The organism is Pedobacter sp. JY14-1 (assembly GCF_029269825.1).
Classification (GTDB): domain Bacteria; phylum Bacteroidota; class Bacteroidia; order Sphingobacteriales; family Sphingobacteriaceae; genus Pedobacter.
This window is the reverse complement of sequence record NZ_JARJHU010000008.1, coordinates 117,268-136,592: the sequence shown is the minus strand read 5'-3', so window position 1 is coordinate 136,592 and position 19,325 is coordinate 117,268. Positions and strand designations below refer to the sequence as shown.

General features: G+C 48.5%; 14 protein-coding genes. 9 read left to right on the top strand and 5 right to left on the bottom strand.

All coding sequences use genetic code 11. The features are described from left to right. Positions 1–18: 18 nt before the first annotated feature. From P2W84_RS14235 to P2W84_RS14220, 4 genes are all read left to right on the top strand, one after another. Positions 19–1,197, top strand: a complete 1,179-nt coding sequence (locus P2W84_RS14235) for an acetyl-CoA C-acyltransferase (RefSeq protein WP_276090819.1) — start codon at positions 19–21, stop codon at positions 1,195–1,197. Between the two features lie 21 nt (positions 1,198–1,218). Beyond that, entirely contained in the window at positions 1,219–3,006 is a 1,788-nt protein-coding gene (locus tag P2W84_RS14230; protein WP_276090818.1) for an acyl-CoA dehydrogenase family protein, read from the top strand. Positions 3,007–3,163: 157 nt separating this feature from the next. Next, complete coding sequence (locus tag P2W84_RS14225; RefSeq protein ID WP_276090817.1) at positions 3,164–3,655, top strand: FKBP-type peptidyl-prolyl cis-trans isomerase; 492 nt, start codon at positions 3,164–3,166, stop codon at positions 3,653–3,655. A 12-nt stretch (positions 3,656–3,667) separates the two neighbouring features. Next, positions 3,668–4,585, top strand: coding sequence for an FKBP-type peptidyl-prolyl cis-trans isomerase (locus tag P2W84_RS14220; protein WP_276090816.1), 918 nt, complete (start codon positions 3,668–3,670; stop codon positions 4,583–4,585). Positions 4,586–4,590: 5 nt separating this feature from the next. Here P2W84_RS14220 and P2W84_RS14215 read toward each other — a convergent pair whose 3' ends face one another. Next, complete coding sequence (locus P2W84_RS14215) at positions 4,591–5,895, bottom strand: deoxyribodipyrimidine photo-lyase (RefSeq protein WP_276090815.1); 1,305 nt, start codon at positions 5,893–5,895, stop codon at positions 4,591–4,593. Next, positions 5,892–6,800 carry a TIGR01777 family oxidoreductase gene (locus P2W84_RS14210; protein ID WP_276090814.1) on the bottom strand — a complete coding sequence of 303 codons (909 nt, stop codon included), beginning with the start codon at positions 6,798–6,800 and terminating at the stop codon, positions 5,892–5,894. The genes P2W84_RS14215 and P2W84_RS14210 overlap by 4 nt, the downstream gene beginning before the upstream one ends. Before the next feature lie 125 nt (positions 6,801–6,925). Between P2W84_RS14210 and P2W84_RS14205 the strand changes: the two genes are divergently transcribed. From P2W84_RS14205 to odhB, 4 genes are all read left to right on the top strand, one after another. Further along, entirely contained in the window at positions 6,926–8,209 is a 1,284-nt protein-coding gene (locus P2W84_RS14205) for a DASH family cryptochrome (RefSeq protein WP_276090813.1), read from the top strand. Positions 8,210–8,288: 79 nt separating this feature from the next. Next, entirely contained in the window at positions 8,289–9,167 is an 879-nt protein-coding gene (locus tag P2W84_RS14200; RefSeq protein ID WP_276090812.1) for a MerR family transcriptional regulator, read from the top strand. Positions 9,168–9,234: 67 nt separating this feature from the next. Next, positions 9,235–12,030 carry a 2-oxoglutarate dehydrogenase E1 component gene (locus P2W84_RS14195; RefSeq protein WP_276090811.1) on the top strand — a complete coding sequence of 932 codons (2,796 nt, stop codon included), beginning with the start codon at positions 9,235–9,237 and terminating at the stop codon, positions 12,028–12,030. Positions 12,031–12,046: 16 nt separating this feature from the next. After that, positions 12,047–13,279, top strand: a complete 1,233-nt coding sequence (odhB, locus tag P2W84_RS14190) for a 2-oxoglutarate dehydrogenase complex dihydrolipoyllysine-residue succinyltransferase (RefSeq protein WP_276090810.1) — start codon at positions 12,047–12,049, stop codon at positions 13,277–13,279. 87 nt (positions 13,280–13,366) lie between these two features. Here odhB and P2W84_RS14185 read toward each other — a convergent pair whose 3' ends face one another. Both P2W84_RS14185 and P2W84_RS14180 read right to left on the bottom strand, forming a co-directional pair. After that, positions 13,367–15,034 carry a M1 family metallopeptidase gene (locus P2W84_RS14185; RefSeq protein WP_276090809.1) on the bottom strand — a complete coding sequence of 556 codons (1,668 nt, stop codon included), beginning with the start codon at positions 15,032–15,034 and terminating at the stop codon, positions 13,367–13,369. Next, complete coding sequence (locus P2W84_RS14180) at positions 15,031–16,908, bottom strand: CocE/NonD family hydrolase (protein WP_276090808.1); 1,878 nt, start codon at positions 16,906–16,908, stop codon at positions 15,031–15,033. Before P2W84_RS14180 ends, P2W84_RS14185 begins: the two co-directional genes overlap by 4 nt. Positions 16,909–17,010: 102 nt before the next feature. Between P2W84_RS14180 and lpdA the strand changes: the two genes are divergently transcribed. After that, positions 17,011–18,417, top strand: a complete 1,407-nt coding sequence (gene lpdA / locus P2W84_RS14175; RefSeq protein ID WP_276090807.1) for a dihydrolipoyl dehydrogenase — start codon at positions 17,011–17,013, stop codon at positions 18,415–18,417. 43 nt (positions 18,418–18,460) lie between these two features. On the opposite strand, the gene P2W84_RS14170 is transcribed toward lpdA, so the two are convergent. Next, a complete protein-coding gene (locus tag P2W84_RS14170; protein WP_276090806.1) occupies positions 18,461–19,282 on the bottom strand; it encodes a hypothetical protein in 822 nt (273 codons plus the stop codon). Positions 19,283–19,325: the final 43 nt, after the last annotated feature.

The following is a 19,325-nucleotide window of genomic DNA, read 5'->3' as shown; positions in this document are numbered from 1 at the left end:
CAGCTAAAACTGAAGGACATGCAGGAAGCATATATCATAGCAGGATACCGCACCGCAGTGGGCAAGGCCCCCCGGGGGGTATTTCGTTTTACAAGGGCCGACGACCTGGCTGCGGAGCTGATCAGGTACCTGGTGGCTTCGGTCCCTAACCTGGATAAGGAACAGATCGACGATGTGATTGTCGGTAATGCGACGCCGGAAGCGGAACAGGGCCTGAATATCGGCCGTATGGTTTCGCTGATGGGCCTGGATACAGACAAGGTGCCGGGCGTGACCGTGAACCGTTACTGTGCTTCGGGACTGGAAACCATCGCGATGGCAGTGGCGAAGATCAGGACAGGTATGGCAGATTGTATCGTGGCCGGAGGTGTAGAGGTGATGTCGGGGATGCCTTTCGGAGGCTGGAAGATTGTACCGAATGCCGATGTAGCCCGTAAAAACCCCGACTGGTACTGGGGTATGGGCCTTACCGCCGAGGCGGTGGCCAGTATGTATAAGGTAAGCCGTGAAGACCAGGATGAGTTCGCTTACCGGTCACACATGAAGGCCGTCGAAGCGATAAAAAACGGCCATTTGAAGGCAGGGGTCATGCCTTTTACGGTTCATGAGACTTATCTGGATGAAAGGATGAAGAAACAGGTACGGAGTTATATAGTAGATACGGATGAAGGTCCGCGCGCGGACACTTCAGTAGAAAAGCTGGCTAAACTGAAACCTGTGTTCGCGGCGGATGGCTGCATTACCGCGGGTAATTCTTCGCAGACTTCTGACGGGGCGGCTTTTGTGCTCGTGGTGTCGGAGAAGAAGTTGAAGGAACTGGGTGTGGAGCCGGTGGCCAGGCTGGTCAGTTATGGAATTGCGGGAGTGCCGCCAAGGATCATGGGTATAGGCCCTATTTATGCGATACCAAAGGCATTAAAGGCTGCAGATATGGACTTGGAGCAGCTGGACCTGATTGAGCTGAATGAGGCTTTCGCCTCACAGTCGCTTGCCGTTATCCGCGAGCTGGAGCTGGACCAGTCTAAGCTGAATGTAAACGGAGGTGCGATCGCACTGGGGCACCCGCTGGGTTGTTCCGGCGCGAAACTGTCTGTGCAGTTGTTTAATGAAATGAAGCGGCGTGGCGGGAAATATGGTTTGGTAACGATGTGCGTGGGTACAGGGCAGGGAGCTGCAGGTATTTTTGAAGTGTTTTAAGCTTAAACCAAATAGGAGACGATGGAAAGTACAGCGAAAAATATAAAGGGGGGTGAATTTCTGATCAAAGAAACAGTTTATCAGGATGTTTTTATTCCCGAAGAGTTTGATGAAGAGCAGCGGATGATTGCGCAGACCTGCCGGGATTTCCTGACTGCGGAGGTATTCCCGAACCTGGAACGCATAGACCAGCAGGAAGAAGGGCTGATGCAGTCGCTGATGGATAAGGCCGGCGAGCTGGGTATACTAGGGGTTTCAATTCCTGAGCAGTATGGTGGATTTGGCAAGAACTTCAATACTTCTATGCTGGTGGCAGATGTGATTGGTGCGGGCCATTCCTTTGCTGTGGCGCTTTCTGCGCATACGGGCATTGGTACGTTGCCGATCTTGTATTATGGCAACCAGGAGCAGAAGGACAAATATATCCCTAAGCTGGCTACCGGTGAATGGAAGGCAGCCTATTGTCTTACTGAACCTAACTCTGGCTCCGATGCCAATTCAGGAAAGACAAAGGCCCGGCTTACCGAAGATGGCAAGCATTATCTGATCAACGGGCAGAAAATGTGGATTACCAACGGTGGTTTTGCGGATGTATTCATTGTATTTGCCAAAATTGATGATGATGGGAACCTGACAGCCTTTATTGTTGAGCGTGGTTTCGGCGGGATTACCATGAACCCGGAAGAACATAAAATGGGCATTAAGGGCTCTTCGACCAGACAGGTATTTTTTAATGATTGTCCGGTGCCGGTGGAGAACATCCTCTCCGAAAGGCAGAATGGTTTTAAGATCGCGGTAAATATCCTCAATATAGGCCGGATCAAGCTGGCTGCGGCCGCAATAGGAGCTTCTAAGTCGGTGATCGATACTGCAGTGAATTATGCCAATGAACGGATACAGTTCGAAAAGCCGATCTCTAAATATGGTGCGATCAGGCACAAACTGGCCGAAATGGCCGCCAAGGTATATGCAGTGGAATCGGCAAACTACCGGGCGGGTCAGAACATCGATGATGCATTTGATGCGCTGGTGGCTGGGGGTATGGATGAAGGTAAGGCAAAGCTGAAATCTACCGAGCAGTTTGCTGTGGAGTGCGCTATATTAAAAGTATGGGGCTCTGAGGTTTTGGATTATGTGGTGGATGAAGGTGTACAGATCTATGGAGGGATGGGCTTTTCTGCGGAAGCGCCAATGGACAGGGCTTACCGGGATGCCAGGATCAACAGGATATTTGAAGGTACGAATGAAATCAACAGGCTGCTGACAGTAGACATGATGCTGAAGCGCGCAATGAAGGGTGAGTTGGATCTGATGACGCCGGCAACTGCCGTTGCTGCGGAACTGATGGCGATACCGGATTTCGGAGAAGAAGACAACGCACTGTTCGCGGCGGAAAAGAAGATGATCGCGAACCTGAAGAAAGCGACGCTGATGGTAGCGGGTTCGGCAGTGCAGAAGCTGATGATGAGCCTTGCAAAGGAACAGGAGATACTGATGAATATTGCAGATATGGCCAGTTATGTGTATGTGGCGGAATCGGCAATGCTGAGGACGGAAAAGCTGGTGGCCCTGCGCGGCGCAGAAGCTTGTGAAGGCCAATTGAACCTGATGCGCATTTATTTTGTTGAAGCGGTAGATGCGGTTGCGAAGGCAGGTAAGGATGCGCTCTGGGCTTTTGCGGAAGGCGATGAACTGAAGATGATGCTGGTTGGGCTGAAGCGGTTTACGAAAATGGAACCTTTTAATGTTAAACAGGTGAGGCAGGCAGTGGCACAACAGCTGATTGCCGTCAATAAATATTGCTTTTAGCAAAAGCGGTTCATAATTTAACTGATGGCGTTCCGGTTTAATTACCGGGACGCTTTTTTTATTATGCCGGATGTTTTCTTTATCTGCCGGATGTTCATTGGATTTGTTAAAAATGGTTAAATATTGCGGCAACGCTGCGAAAAGGTTACTTTTGTGCATGGTGTTAAAAAATAGGCTTTTACTTGGTCTGGCTTTTACAGTTGCCGCTTTTGCTGCCTGTGAAAGGACCTCAGCCTATGACGAGGGCCTCAACCAAGAACTGGACGAAGTAAAGATTAAAAAGTGGCTGGATTCAACAGGTCTTGCGTTTATCCGGCATGAAAGCGGGGTCTATTACAGGATAGATACACCGGGTTCAGGCGGGCCATTGCAGGGAACCGATACCCTTTATACCCAGTATACAGGTAAATTGCTTACGGATAGTGTGTTTAGCCGGACTACGGGCTCATCCGTTTATAAAGTGGTATTGAACAGTGCGATTCCGGGATGGCAAATTGGCCTGCCGCAGATCCGGAAGGGGGGGACAATCCAGTTGCTGGTGCCGTCTCCCCTGGCATACAGAGATCAGGTGGTAGGAACAATTCCTGCCAATTCGCCACTCTATTTTTTGATTTATTTGAGTGACGTTAAAAAGAAAATAACAAAATAAGATTACAATTATATGCTAAAAAGAATAAGCTCATGTGTGTTTGCTGCTGTGGTAGCGGTGATGGTGATGAGTGGCTGCAAGAAGGATTATGAATCGGCACAGACCATAGATGATGCAAAGATTGAAGAATATCTGAGGAAGAACAATGTTGCTGCAACAAAAGATCCGCAAGGCACAGGCTTTTATTACCAGATTGTTAATCAGGGGGCCGGTGAATTCTATAAGAACACGGATTCGGTATTCTTCACCATAAGCCTGAAGTCGCTGCTTAACGGAAATACGTATTATACTTCCCCTGCCTATTCCAATTCTGGGACCTATGTAGGTTACGCAACCCAGATATTGGGTATGAAGCTGCCGGGACTGCAGATGATGCTGAATATGATGAAGCCAGGTGCTACGGTGAGAATGATCCTGCCTTCATATCTGGCATTCGGGAAAAATGGTTCTGAGACCATCGGAGTACCTTCAAACGAGATTGTTGACCTGGCAATTACCACCTATACTGAGAAGAGCCAGGCGCTGCTGGACGACAAATGGATAAAGCAGTTTATTGCAGATAAGGGATTGACTAATGCCATGAAGGATACTGCTACTGGTGTATATTACATTGTCAACTCTGCCGGCGACACCTCGGGTGCCGCCATAGATCTTACTTCTCTGCTGACCATTAATTACACCGGACGTTTCTTTGACGGGGCGTCTTTTGAATCCACCACTGACGGTAGCTATTCTACTGAGCTGACATCAACAATCAGAGGCTGGGAAGTACTGACAAAATTCAAAAAGGGCACGAAGGTAAGGTTACTGATTCCTTCCTGGCAGGGTTACGGAGCTGCAGGTAAACCCGCTTCGGTTTACAATGCGGTTGCCATACCGCCGAATACCAACCTGGATTTTGATATCGAAATTGCTGAAGCGGTAAAGTAATTTCGTCAGACATTTAGTGCTGTTTTAAAGACCTTTAGTGCTCTTTCCCTTGCAAAGGCATGTTCAACGATGGGCTGAACATGCTTTTTTTGCTTATACTCCGGCAGCCAGCGGTCGATGTACTTTTGATCCGGATCAAATTTCTTTGACTGTAGTTCTGGATTAAAAACCCTGAAATATGGGGCTGCATCGTTACCGGAGCCACAGGCCCATTGCCAGCCACCTATGTTGCTGGACATTTCATAGTCCAGAAGCTTTTCAGCAAAATAGGCTTCACCCCAGCGCCAGTCGATGAGCAGGTGCTTGGTCAGAAAACTGGCGGCGACCATGCGAACGCGGTTGTGCATAAAGCCAGTCTGGTTCAGCTGCCGCATACCGGCGTCTACCAGTGGGTAACCGGTTCTTCCTTCGCACCAGGCCTTAAATTCGGTTTCGTTGTTTCTCCACCGGATATTGTCGTATGCTGGTTTAAAGGATTGTGTGCTGGTGTGCGGAAAATGCCAGAGGATCATCATGTAAAAATCCCGCCAGGCAAGCTCCGAAAGCCATTTGTCTGCCTTCTGGCGGATGGCTTCTGATACGGCTTTTCGGATGCTGACTGTACCGAAGCGCAGGTGCAGACCGATACGCGTTGTCGCATCCGCCCCCGGAAGGTCCCGTAACCTTTCATAATCCTCAAGTTTATCCTCAAAGTTAACGGATGGTATTTCCTGTGCGGAGCGTAAGAAACCCAACGTCTCTAAGGCAGGTACCTGCTGTCGGGAAATGTGCAAGAGCTTACCGAGATATTTCTGGCTTGGGTAGGATTTGTAATAGAATTCTTCCAGCTTTTGCTGCCATTGTCTGAAATAAGGTGTAAAGACGGTGTATGGAGTGCCGTCTCCTTTGAGGATTTCATTTTTATCGAAAAGAACCTGGTCTTTGAAAGTATGAAAGGTAATGCCTTCAGAAGCAAGAAATTCGGCCAGCGTATCATCCCGTCGGCATGCTTGCGGCTCATAGTCATGATTTGTGTACACCGCCCTTATATGATGGGCTCCGACTATTTCCTGCCACACGGTTTCAGGTGTGCCGTATTTGACAAGGATGCTGGAATGGTGCTGCTCCAGTTCCTTGTTAAGTCCGGTTAGAACATCATGTATAAAGGTGACACGTGTATCCCCAGGATTCTCCAGTTTATCAAGGATATTCTTATCGAAGATGAACAACAGGAGTACAGGATAGGGACCTTTTAGCGCATGGTAGAGCGCAGCATTATCTGCCAGTCGCAGGTCGCGGCGGAGCCAGCAGATGCTGATTTCTTTCTTCATTTGGTATAAATTGCAGCAAGGGCGTCTTCCAGGTGCGTATATTTGAAACGGAAGCCTTCATCGAGGAGCTTTTGAGCAGAAGTATTGGTGCTGGTAAGGACGATTGTGCTCATCTCTCCAAGGAGCATGCGAATTACTTTTTCCGGGACATGAAATGGCCAGACCGGTCGGCGAAGTGTTTTCGCTATGGTTTTGGTTAGGGTCTCGTTGGTTACCGGGAACGGGGCGCAGGCATTGTAGACGCCATTGAATGCCGTATTGTCCAGGGCCTTGATGAACATGCTGACGATGTCGTCAATGTGCACCCATGGAATCCATTGCTTGCCGCTGCCCAGCGGTGCCCCGGTAAAGAAGCGGATGGGCTTTTCGAACGAAGCGAGTGCGCCTCCGTCTTTGGACAGGACTACGCCGAGCCTGAACTTGACAATACGCATACCAAGCCGGCGTCCTTTGTCAATGGCATCTTCCCATTGTGCACAGCATTCTGCCATAAAGCCATATCCGTTAGCAGAGGTTTCGGAAAGGATTTCGTCCCCGCAGTCGCCGTAATAACCCACCGCGGCAGCTGAAATAAATGATCCGACAGGGGCATTGGTGTCCCTGATCAGTTTTTGCAGAAGTTGGGTAGACTTGACCCTGCTGTCGATGACCTGTTGTTTATAAGCTGTACTCCATTTCTTTCCGGCAATGCTTTCTCCGGCGAGGTGGATGATGGTATCTGCATCCGTTATGCATGCGGGGTCTATAGTGTCTTTATAGATGTCCCATAAATAGGTTTTGACACCTGGTATGGGTTTATTGCTGCGTATGAGCGCGGAAACGGTATGGCCTTGCCGGAGCAGTTCGCTGATCAACTGCTTTCCAACCAGCCCGGAAGCCCCTGTAACAAGAATGTGCCTTTTCATCTTATGAAATTAACGGGTAGCCCTGGTTTTTGTTTTGCTTGTGTAAATATTGTATAAGTGATTCGAAGTAACCTAATATTTCGTATATTTTTGTATTCTCTAACACAACACTGAGCATTTAGGGGATGAAATCTAGAAGAATTCTGGTCTGGTTTAGGAATGATCTGCGCCTGCACGATAACGAAATGCTGGTAGAGGCCATTGCAAAATCGGAAAGAATACTCCCGGTTTATTTTTTTGATCCCAGGTATTTTGAAATCACAAACTTTGATACACTTAAGACAGGTATTCAAAGGAGTCGTTTCCTGATTGAAAGTGTACGGGCATTAAGAACTGCCTTTCAGCGTTTTAGCGGAGATATCCTATTGGTGAAAGGCCGTCCGGAAGACCATATTTTGAACTTGACTGAGCGTTTTGAAATTTCCGAGGTTTACCATCACAGGGAGGTCGGTCCCGAGGAAACCGCGATTTCAGCAGCTGTCGAAGATGCGCTCTGGAAGCAGAAGATCAACCTGAGGCACTTTATCGGTCATACCTTGTACAACAAGGAAGACCTGCCTTTTCCGATCAGGGACATACCGGATGTTTTCTCGCAGTTTAAAAAGAAGACGGAGCGCGATGCCGTTGTAAAGGCCTGCTTTGATACGCCTGAAAAGATCAGCTTTGTGGAAAATGAGGAATGGGGAGTACTGCCTGGCCCGGAAGATCTTGGTTTTGGGGTTGAAGAATCTGTTCCTGATGCATTGCAGGGAGGTGAGGCAGCCGGCCTGGCCCATCTTGAGGAGTTGCTGACCCCTTCTTCAGTTATCTATTATAAACCTTCGGGTAAAACCGGAGACAAGAATGGTTTTTCTTCAAGGTTGTCCGCCTGGCTTTCGCTGGGCTGCTTGTCGCCGCGGATGGTCTACTGGAAGTTCAAGGCTGCAGAAGAGCGCATCGGGGGAAACGCAAATTTCAATCAAGTACTGCTTGGTCTGCTCTGGCGGGACTACTATCGCTTTATGTTTAAAAAGCACGGCATCAGGTTTTTCCGGGAGCCAGGGCTGGAGATACTTGTGCAGGAACCGGAAATGCCGGATAGCCGCGAGGTAGCGGACTGGAAGGCTGGTAATACAGGTAATGCCTTAGTGGACAGATACATGAGGGAGCTGAACAATACCGGTTTTATTCCTCATGCAGCACGTCTGGTTGTCGCTACTTTTCTCGTGCACGTGGCCGGAGGGCACTGGACTAAGGGGGCAGCTTATTTTGAAGAAAAGTTGCTGGATTATTCGCCCGCAAGCAACTGGGGCAACTGGGCCAACATTGCAGGGACAGGACTGGGAGCAGGACATAAAGGCGCATTTGATATTGAGAAACAGATAAAGCTGCTGGAAACTGCGGCGGCTGAGTCAACTTCAGTTGCATAGTCCACCGGAATTTGGTTACTTAGTTGAACAAGATTTATTTTTGCAAACATTGTTGTTTAACATTTGTTAAAGGATAAGTGTGAAGAAATTCTCTATCAGCGACATAGAAGGCCTAACCGGTATTAAGGCGCACACCATTCGGGCGTGGGAAAGCAGGTATAACCTGGTGCCGCCTAAACGCACTTCTACGAATATCCGCTATTATGACGAAGACGACCTCAAAATGCTGCTCAACATCGTTACACTTAACGAGAATGGGTACAAGATCAGTAAGATCGCGGAAATGGGGCCAAAGCAGATTGGCGATCTTGTCGCCCAGTTGAAGATGAACTGGAACAATGATTCCGTGCAGTTACTCAATCTTTCCGATGCCACAGTAGCTTATGATGAAGTGACTTTTTCACAGGTGCTTGCGGGTTGTGTGGCGCAGATGGGACTGGTAAACACCATGGATACTGTCTTATTTCCCTTTATGAGAAAGGTGGGGATGCTATGGCAGACAGGAGCTATTGATCCGTCACATGAGCATTTTGCTTCCAGCCTGATTAGGGACCGGCTGATTGTGGAAATAGATCGCGTGGAAAAGCCACAAATTGAGGCGCCAAAACGCTTCCTGTTGTTTTTGCCTGAAGATGAACTGCGGGAAACCGGTTTGCTTTTTGCCCGCTATCTGCTGAAAAAATGCGGGCATGATATTCTTTATCTTGGTTCCGAGGTCCCTTATACAGACCTTAAGAAGGTCACTGAATCTTATCATCCCGATTTTGCCTTTATTGTGCTGACTTCGCTGAACCTCGGCAAGAACATCAATAAGGTAATTGGCAGGGTAATGGATTATATCGATGTACCACTTATCGTTGCGGGGAGTCTTATCGCTGAATTCGATATTCTTGTAAATGACCAGCTGACACCCTTGAAAAATGTTTGCGACATGGTTGATTTCCTGGAAGATTTATAGCGTTTTTTTGAGCATTTATTCAGGTAAAAAACGCTAATTTTGCATTACACAGAGCAACAAATATATAATGGATAATTTATCTTATCTCAGTGGCGCCAACGCCGAGTATATAGAATCACTATACCAGTCTTTTAAAACAGATCCCGCTTCGGTAGAATTCGGATGGCAGAAATTTTTCGAGGGTTTTGACTTTGGAAGGGGCTCTTCCGGGAATGAGGTAAGCCGGGAGGCACCTGAACACTTTCTTAAGGAGATCAACGTACTTAACCTGATCAACGGCTACAGGCAGCGGGGCCACTTGTTCACCCAGACCAATCCGGTAAGGGAAAGGCGGGTACATCTTCCCACGCTGGATATTGATAACTTCGGACTTTCTGCTGCTGATCTGGATACGGTTTTTAACTCTGGTATAGAGATCGGTATAGGGCCCGCCAAGCTGAGCGACATTGTTGCTTTTCTGAAGCAGACCTATTGCCGTTCTATCGGAGCGGAGTACAAATACGTGCGTACGCCGGAAGTGTTGAAGTGGATAGAAGAGAAAATGGAAAGTGCCCGTAATACTCCTGACTTTTCAATAGAGGAAAAGCGGAGAATGCTGAAGAAACTGAACGAAGCGGTGAGCTTTGAGAATTTTCTGGGTACCAAATTCCTGGGCCAGAAGCGCTTTTCACTGGAAGGTGCGGAAGCATTGATCCCCGCGCTGGACTCCGTTATTGAAAAGGGAGCAGCGCTGGGCATCGAGGAATTTGTGATCGGCATGGCACACAGGGGCAGGTTGAATGTACTGGCCAATATTATGCAAAAGGCCTATAAGGAGATTTTTGCTGAATTTGAAGGTAAGGCCTACAGCGCCGAGTCGCCTTTTGGCGGAGACGTGAAATATCACCTTGGCTATTCTACAGACGTAGCTACAAATGACGGCAAGAGCGTCCACCTGAGCTTATGTCCTAACCCTTCGCACCTGGAAACGGTGAACGGTGTGGTCGAAGGGATGAGCCGTTCAAAAATCGATTTTAAATATGGCGGCGACAATTCCCGCCTTGCGCCGATCCTGATCCACGGGGACGCTTCTGTTGCCGGACAGGGCATTGTTTATGAAGTGATCCAGATGGCGGGGCTCGACGGTTATAAGACCGGAGGCACAATCCATCTGATCATCAACAACCAGATCGGTTTTACCACGAATTTCAAAGATGCCCGTACCAGTACTTATTGTACAGATATTGCTAAGGTGACCCTTTCGCCGGTATTCCATGTGAACGGCGATGACGTGGAGGCCCTGGTATATGCGATTAACCTTGCGATGGAATACAGACAGCGGTATAAGAATGATGTTTTCATAGATATTCTTTGCTACAGGAGATTTGGTCATAATGAGTCAGATGAGCCGAAATTTACCCAGCCCCTGCTCTACAAAGCGATTGAGAAGCATGCCAATACCAGGGACATATATATCCAGCAACTGGTCGGGGAAGGCAAGCTGAACGCTGAAGAGGCTAAGGAAATGGAGAAGGAGTTCCGTGGCTTATTGCAGGAACGTCTGAATGAGGTAAAGGAACTGACCTCTACCTATACCGATGTAAAGTTCGGTGGCGCATGGGCAGATATGCGCATCGCGACGCCTAAAGACTTTGAGGAATCGCCGGATACCAGCGTAAAAGAGTCTACATTGCTGGAAATTGCAAAAAGGATCAGCACCCTGCCTTCCGATAAGAAATTCTTCAAAAAGATTGAGAAATTGTTTGAGGAGCGAAGCAAGATGGCAAATAAGACACATGTCTTTGATTGGGCAATGGGCGAACAGCTGGCCTATGGTACTTTGTTAGCTGAAGGCAAGCGCGTGCGTCTGAGCGGACAGGATGTAGAAAGGGGTACCTTTTCTCACCGTCATGCGGTACTTACGCTGGAAGATTCGGAAGAAGAATATATCCCGCTGGCAAATATATCAGATCAGCAGGCACCTTTTGATATTTACAATTCACATTTGTCAGAATATGGTGTACTCGGTTTCGAATATGGGTATGCCATGGCAAATCCAAATGCCCTGACGATATGGGAAGCACAGTTTGGCGACTTCTTTAACGGCGCCCAGATCGTAGTGGACCAGTATGTAGCCAGTGCGGAAACCAAATGGCAGCGGGAGAATGGCCTGGTAATGTTGCTGCCTCATGGTTATGAGGGCCAGGGACCTGAACACTCCTCTGCACGGATCGAGCGTTTTATGGAGCTTTGCGCCGATTATAATATGCAGGTGACCAACTGTACTACGCCGGCTAACTTTTTCCATGCCTTGCGCAGGCAGTTTAAGCGTGATTTCAGAAAGCCCCTGATTGTGTTTACACCGAAAAGCCTGCTGCGCCACCCATCCTGCGTATCTAAGCTGCAGGAATTCACAAGTGGGAAATTCCAGGAGGTCATTGACGATGTTAACGTAAAGGCGGCTGATGTAAAACGTGTGCTGTTCTGTACTGGCAAGATCTATTACGAATTACTGGAAAAGCAACAGAAGGACCAGATCAGAGATGTGGCCATTGTTCGCGTAGAGCAGTTGTACCCTACACCAGTGGTACAGATGGAGGCAGTTTATAAGAAATACAAAAATGCCGGTGAGATGGTATGGGTTCAGGAAGAGCCAGAAAACATGGGGGCCTGGCCATATTTGCTTCGCAGGCTGAGAAGAACGTTATTTAATGATATCGAAGTGATCTCCAGAAAAGAAAGCAGCAGTACAGCTACAGGATATGCTAAGCAGCATGCCAACCAGCAGGCTTATATTCTGGCAAAAGCTTTTGAGACCCCGGTTACCGAAAAAGAACAGAAGATCGCGAAAAAGTCTGTAAGCAAAGTTTACAATGTTGATTAAAAAATAATAACCTGTTATGAGTATAGAAATTAAAGTTCCGCCGGTAGGCGAGTCGATCACGGAAGTTGTTTTGTCCCGCTGGGTAAAGGCTGATGGTGAATCTGTGGAAATGGATGAGGTTATCGCCGAACTGGAATCGGACAAGGCTACATTTGAACTGACTGCTGAACAAGCCGGAACTTTGAAAACTGTAGCTGCCGAAGGCGACACGCTTCCTATTGGTGCCGTTGTTTGTACAATAGAGGAGGGCGGTGCTGCCGCTCCGAAAGAAAAGGAGCCTGCTCAGGAAGAAAAGCCTGCTGCAATAGCAGACAAAGCTACTGCGGTACCCACAGCAGAAAAGGCCGGCGACAGCTATGCTAAAGGCTCACCTTCTCCTGCTGCCGGAAAGATACTGGCGGAAAAAGGGATTGAAGCTACTGATGTGAAGGGTACCGGGGTGGATGGCCGCATCACTAAGGCAGATGCGCTCGGTGCGCAGAAGACGCCTCCTGCTGCTGCGAAGGCTGAAAGTTCTAAGGCTGCAGCTCCCGCAGCTGTTGCTGGTTCGAGAAATGAGCGTAGGGAGAAGATGTCGCCATTGCGTAAAACAGTGGCCAAACGTCTGGTGACGGTCAAGAACGAGACAGCGATGCTCACTACCTTTAACGAGGTGAACATGAAGCCCATTATGGATCTGCGCGGAAAATACAAAGATCAGTTTAAGGAGAAACATGGTGTAGGACTTGGTTTTATGAGTTTCTTCACCAAAGCGGTGTGTGAAGCTTTGAAGGATTTCCCTGCGGTGAACGCACGCATTGAAGGTGAAGAGGTTGTTTATAATGACTTTGCGGATGTAAGCATTGCGGTGTCTGCCCCTAAGGGACTTGTGGTGCCGGTAATCAGAAATGCGGAAAGCATGAGCCTCGCGCAGATTGAAAAGGCAGTTGTGGAACTGGCTACCAAGGCACGTGACAGCAAGCTGACCATTGAAGAGATGAGCGGCGGTACCTTTACCATCACCAACGGCGGGGTATTTGGCTCAATGATGTCTACGCCGATCATCAACGCGCCTCAGTCTGCCATCCTGGGTATGCACAACATCGTAGAACGCCCGGTTGCGGAAAAAGGAGAAGTTGTGATCAGGCCGATGATGTATGTAGCCTTGTCTTACGACCACCGTATAATCGATGGCAGGGAATCAGTAGGTTTCCTGGTAAGGGTGAAGCAATTGCTGGAAGACCCCGCAAGATTACTGCTGGGGGTATAACCAGAATAAGAAGATAATTTATAAAGTGATAAGGGCCGCATCTTGATGCGGCCCTTTCTTATGGGAGATGTGGCAGGTGGCTGCCGACTACCTGGCTTTTTCCTCTAATCCGATGTAAAAATTGGGGTCTGCCTTGAAATTGTTTTTACTGATACCTGAAGCCAGCGGCACGGCCTTCCAGGTACTGCTTGGATAGATCCAGTCATAACGGCCCGGTTTCAGGCTAACCTTTACCGGCATATCGAAGTTTCTGACATCAGCTCTCCAGCGATAGCTTAGCCTGCCCTTACTGATGTCATATTCAAGTACAGGTAGGTCCTTGTGTCGCAGGTACTGATCGAAAACTTTGTTCAGGTTCAGTCCGGATTGGACGGCTATATAGTTTTCAATCTGGTGCGTGGTTACGGTCTGGTGATGGAAAGTCTGGTTAAGGCCCCTCAGTATGGCCCTGAACTTTTCGTCGTTATGGATCAGCTGGCGGATGTTGTGGATCATATTTGCCCCTTTGTAGTACATGTCACCAGAGCCTTCAGTGTTTACATGGTAAGGCCCGATAATAGGCATGTCGTTCATGATATTCTGCCGGATGCCGGAAACATAGGCGGTCCCGGCATCTTTACCATATTCAGATTCGGTAAACAGTGTTTCTGAATAACAGGTAAAAGCCTCATGTATCCACATGTCGGCAATGTCTTTGGAAGTGATGTTATTGCCGAACCATTCGTGTCCGCTTTCATGAATGGTAATGAAATCAAACTTCAGGCCCCATCCGCTGCCGGAAAGATCCTTTCCAAGGTAGCCCTGCCTGAAGAGATTGCCATAGGCAACCGCGCTCTGATGTTCCATGCCCAGGTGTGGCGCCTGTACGAGTTTGTAGCCATCCTTATAGAAAGGGTAGGGGCCAAACCAGTATTCAAAAGACCTGAGCATTCTTTTAACATCAGCTTCCCAGTGTGGCCTGGCCTGAGCACTGTCAGATTCCAGCGACCAGAAATCGAGGCTTAGCTTTCCTTTTTCACCGTTATACTGATCTGACCAGTGCGCGTATTTGCCGATATAAAGGCTGATATTGTAATTGTTAATGGGACTGGCGACAAACCAATTGTATTGGTTATATCCCTCATCGGCGGGAATGACACTTCTGAGACGGCCGTTAGACACTTCGCGGAGCTGTCCGGGGACACTGATGCTGATGAGCATGCTGTCCACTTCATCGCTTTGATGGTCCTTGTTTGGCCACCAGGAACTGGCACCAAGTCCCTGGCAGGCAACGGAAACCCAGGGATTACCGGAGTTGTCTTTGCTGAAGATAAAGCCCCCGTCCCAGGGCGGCCTCTTGGCAATGACCGGCTTACCGGCATAGAAAACCTTAAAACTTTGTTTTTCTCCTTTTTTAATCTGCTTGGGGAAGGTCAGAAAAACCGCATTGAACTCACGGGTAAAATGGAGTTCTGCGCCCCGGTAAACGACCTTGCTGATCTCCAGGTTTTCGAAAAGATCAAACTGAAGCCTGTCAAAATCCTGAGTGGCCGTAAAGGTAAATTCATTGCTGCCGGCTATAGATTGCTCCTCAATATTTATTTTGATATCCAGGTGATAGTAGTTGATGTCGTAGCAGCTTCGGAGCGGGGTCAGCAAGCCCCTCAGGGTGTCAGCTTTGGTGAAACGCTGTGGCTGTTGTGCTGCGGCATCCATACCGCAGAAAAGGGCCGATATTGCCAGAATAAAGCAGAAAGCTAGGTTCGTTTTCCTCATTTGAGCACAGGAATAGTAATGGACGATGCATTGTGGACATCATGGAAAATACGGTGGGTAGCTTTCCTGAAGTCGGAAGGTTCGGCCTCATAGACATTCATGAATTGCTGGGGGTTCCTGTCTGCCAGGGGAAACCAGGTATTCTGAATCTGTACCATGATCTTGTGGCCTTTCTTAAAGGTGTGTGCAACATCAGGCAAGGTATAACTGATCTTTGTGACTACTCCCGGTTGCATGGGCTCTGGTTTTTCGAAGCTGTTGCGGTATTTTCCGCGCATGATCTCCGCACGCACCAGCATCTGGTATCCGCCCATAATAATGTTCTTCTGATTGTTTACGGTGTTTTGGGCATCTTCCGGATAAACGTCGATGAGCTTGACCACATAATCTGCATCGGTGCCGGTGGTAGATACGGCAAGGCTGGCCAGCACCGGCCCGGTCAGTGTAATGTCTTCGCTGAGCGGATCGGTCTGATAAGTCATCACATCAGGCCTGCGTGCCGCGAAGCGCTGGTCATCGATCATATATTCCCGGGTTCGCCTGGCCTGTATGCCGTCCTGATAAGGTACCGGGTGGTTGGGATCACTCACATATTCATCCCAGCTGTCGGTACGGCCTACCTTTTCAAAGCCAAGCTTTCCGTTTGGCTGAAGATATAATGTCCTGTTCTCCGTCTCTTTTGGCGGCCAGGTCGCAAAACCCTTCCATTCGTTGCTGCCGGTAATGAAAATATTGGCTTCTGCCGGTTTGAAATCGCCCTCTCCTTTCAGGTAATACTTAAAAAATGGAAGTTCAAACTGGGTCTGATAGTCAATGCTGGTGCTTCTCCCGAAACTGATGTCTCCGAAGCTGCTGCCATCACTGCGTACCCAGCCACCGTGAAACCACGGGCCTGCTACAAGGATATTGTTCGCACCGGGATTCTGCTTTTCAATGCTTTGATAGGTCGCAAAGGTGCCATAGGCATCTTCCGCATCAAAAAAGCCGCCGACCACCATCACTGCAGGTTTGACATTTCGGAGATGGGGCTGGATATTGCGCGCCTTCCAGAAAGTGTCCAGGTCGGGGTGTGCAAAAAGATTGTTCCAGAACCGGATACTGTCTGCGAAGTATTTTTCTTTCAGGTTCTTTGCCGTTCCGGATTCCAGGTAAAAACGGTAATTGTCTGATATCGGAAACTCGAACCCCTTCGGACCCTGGTCTGGGGTGATCGGTTTTGGTCTCGGGACACCAAAGGTACTCATAAAGCCAAAGGCATCGGCCAGAAAGAGCACGCCATTGTGGTGAAAGTCATCGCCCCTGTACCAGTCTGTTACCGGCGCCTGCGGAGAGACTGCTTTCAGTGCCGGGTGAGCGCCAGGCAGGGAAGTTGTCGAATAGAAGCCTGGGTAGGATATACCATAGATACCTGCTTTCCCATTGTTGTTTTTGATATTTTTGACCAGCCAGTCTATGGTGTCATAGGTATCCGTACTTTCGTCGGTGTCCTTTTTACTTTTTCTGCTGGCAACCTGGGGGCGTATGTCATCAAAGGTACCCTCGCTCATCCACCTCCCGCGTACATCCTGATAAACAAAGATAAATCCTTCACGCATCATCGCCGGGAAATTACCCAGACTGGTCTTATACTTATCAGCGCCGTAAGGAGCAACAGTATAGGGCGTCCTGTTGACCAGGAAAGGGTATTTCCTGCTCTGGTCTTTAGGGATATAAATGGACGTAAACAGCTTTACGCCGTCCCGCATCGGGATCTGTCTTTCCAGCTTGGTGTAGTTGGCCCGCACATAAGCCGAATCGCTCAGCTGGGCGGCCGAATGCAATGCGCAGCTCAGCAGCAGGACCAAGAGCCAGGTGTATTTGAAAGTGGTTGTCATGAAATAATAAGGTTTAGGTGGTTAAAGATAGCAAATACCCGCATTTGTTCAGGATTTACCGATAGGTTTCTTAACTTAGGGCGTCATAAAAAAATCCATTATATGCAATACGATGTAGTTGTCATTGGCTCCGGACCTGGTGGTTATGTAGGAGCGATCCGGTGTGCGCAATTGGGCCTGAAAACCGCGGTTATCGAGAAATATAAAACCTTTGGCGGTACCTGCCTGAATGTAGGCTGCATTCCCTCAAAGGCCCTGCTGGATTCTTCAGAGCACTTCCACAATGCAGCACACACGTTTAAGACCCATGGTATTGAACTGAAAGACCTTAAGGTAGATATGGCACAGATGATCGCCCGTAAGAACGATGTTGTCGCACAAAATACCGCAGGTATCCAGTACCTCTTTAAAAAGAACAAGATCGATGCCTTCGAAGGCGTAGGTTCCTTTGTGGATAAAAACACCATCAGGGTTACCAGGCAGGACGGTTCATCTGAAACCGTTACGGCAAAAAATGTCATTATTGCGACAGGTTCCAAACCTACCGCTTTGCCTTTCCTGCCCATCGACAAAAAGCGGATCATCACCTCTACAGAGGCGCTGAACATTACCGAAGTACCCAAACAACTGGTCGTGATCGGTGGCGGTGTCATCGGATTGGAACTGGGTTCCGTATATGCAAGGCTCGGCACAAAGGTGTCCGTGATTGAATTTATGCCCTCTATCATTGCGACTATGGACGGCGGCCTGGGCAAGGAACTTCAGCGCGTGCTGAAAAAATCCCTGGGCATGGAATTCTTCATGGGGCACAAGGTAACCGGAGCTACCGTGAAAGGGAAGAAGGTCACCGTTACAGCGGATAACGCAAAAGGTGAGCAGGTGAGCTTCGAGGCCGACTATTGTATTGTTGCAGTAGGACGTACTGCCTATACCGAAGGTCTTGGTCTGGAGAATATCGGCATTAAGACAGAAGAGCGCGGTAATAAAGTCCCGGTCAATGAACATCTGGAAACCAGCGTTTCTGGCGTTTATGCAATTGGTGACGTGATTAAAGGTGCCATGCTTGCCCACAAGGCAGAAGATGAAGGCATCTATGTGGCCGAGCGCATCGCCGGTCAGAAACCACACATTAATTATAACCTCATCCCAGGTGTCGTTTATACCTGGCCGGAAGTAGCTTCAGTAGGTTATACCGAAGAGCAGCTCAAGGAAAAGGGCATCACCTATAAGTCTGGTTCTTTCCCCTTCAAGGCCAGTGGACGCGCAAAGGCAAGTATGGATACAGACGGCTTCGTGAAGGTGCTTGCCGATACGGCTACAGATGAAGTATTAGGCGTTCATATGATCGGGCCGCGTGCCGCAGATATGATTGCCGAAGCTGTCGTAGCCATGGAATTCCGCGCCTCAGCGGAAGATATCGCCAGGATTTGTCATGCTCATCCAACCTATACCGAGGCGCTTAAGGAAGCTGCGCTTGCGGCAACGGAAAACAGGGCTATTCATATATGATCCGGAAAAGCATTTAAAATAAACAATACCATAAGGGCCGCGGTCATTCTGCGGCCTTTTTTTGCTTTAAATGCGGGTAAACCTCAAAGAGTGCCTTTATGGCTTTTTCGATCAGTTCCAGGTGCACCTGCTGATGCCCATGCTGTACTTCGACATTAATGTAGGGAATTTTATGGGCCATTGCGTAAACGGAGAGTGAGCCGTCCTCCGGCCCCCGGTCAGATTGCAGGATGACATTCACATTTTGCACCTTCAGATGTCGGAATAAAGCAGGATCAGTTACCAGTACCAGATCATCAGCGTCCATCTCCGGGTTTACATGAACGGAATCAGCAGTGAGTTCAAGGTCTTCGCCTTCCTGGTAAGAGTTAATGCCAAAACCGCCATCGGCGTTATTATGAAGGGTAAAGAAATAGCCATGTTTTGCACCGTCGTAGTATTCGAGTATCTTTTTGCCTATGTCTTCCAGTTTGTCGATGACACTGTCATTATCGGTGTTCTCATACTTCACCAGTGCGGAGACGATACCCTGATAAGAATAGATACTGTTCGGATCGGTCATAAAACCAGATGACCGATGACTGAACCTAAAGTTCCGGACAGATCCGTACTGGCAGTCAATGATGCTGCCCCCGCTGAACTGAATGTATTCAAAAGCTGCCTTCACACCCGTATCCTCATCATCATGAATGACCAGGAAATTGACGTTGGGCATGCGGTAGCTGTATCTGACCAGTTTGATGTCCAGGTCGTAAAGCTTCAGCGCAACGGTATCTGTTTTTATTCCATCAAAAACCGGCGGATGCTGCGGCTTTGCGGAAAGTGTGGCCAGGATCAAAAGCAGGGTACAGCAGTATTTAAGCATGACTTTAACAATATTGCAAAATAGCGATAATTGTTTAGTACAA

Bases quoted from the DNA above. Each gene is read 5' to 3' on its own strand.
- P2W84_RS14185 (WP_276090809.1), bottom strand. From the start codon at position 15,034: ATGAGGAAAACGAACCTAGCTTTCTGCTTTATTCTGGCAATATCGGCC.
- P2W84_RS14210 (WP_276090814.1), bottom strand. From the start codon at position 6,800: ATGAAAAGGCACATTCTTGTTACAGGGGCTTCCGGGCTGGTTGGAAAG.
- P2W84_RS14170 (WP_276090806.1), bottom strand. From the start codon at position 19,282: ATGCTTAAATACTGCTGTACCCTGCTTTTGATCCTGGCCACACTTTCC.
- P2W84_RS14215 (WP_276090815.1), bottom strand. From the start codon at position 5,895: ATGAAGAAAGAAATCAGCATCTGCTGGCTCCGCCGCGACCTGCGACTG.
- P2W84_RS14230 (WP_276090818.1), top strand. From the start codon at position 1,219: ATGGAAAGTACAGCGAAAAATATAAAGGGGGGTGAATTTCTGATCAAA.
- odhB (WP_276090810.1), top strand. From the start codon at position 12,047: ATGAGTATAGAAATTAAAGTTCCGCCGGTAGGCGAGTCGATCACGGAA.
- P2W84_RS14225 (WP_276090817.1), top strand. From the start codon at position 3,164: ATGGTGTTAAAAAATAGGCTTTTACTTGGTCTGGCTTTTACAGTTGCC.
- P2W84_RS14180 (WP_276090808.1), bottom strand. From the start codon at position 16,908: ATGACAACCACTTTCAAATACACCTGGCTCTTGGTCCTGCTGCTGAGC.
- lpdA (WP_276090807.1), top strand. From the start codon at position 17,011: ATGCAATACGATGTAGTTGTCATTGGCTCCGGACCTGGTGGTTATGTA.
- P2W84_RS14220 (WP_276090816.1), top strand. From the start codon at position 3,668: ATGCTAAAAAGAATAAGCTCATGTGTGTTTGCTGCTGTGGTAGCGGTG.
- P2W84_RS14195 (WP_276090811.1), top strand. From the start codon at position 9,235: ATGGATAATTTATCTTATCTCAGTGGCGCCAACGCCGAGTATATAGAA.
- P2W84_RS14205 (WP_276090813.1), top strand. From the start codon at position 6,926: ATGAAATCTAGAAGAATTCTGGTCTGGTTTAGGAATGATCTGCGCCTG.
- P2W84_RS14235 (WP_276090819.1), top strand. From the start codon at position 19: ATGCAGGAAGCATATATCATAGCAGGATACCGCACCGCAGTGGGCAAG.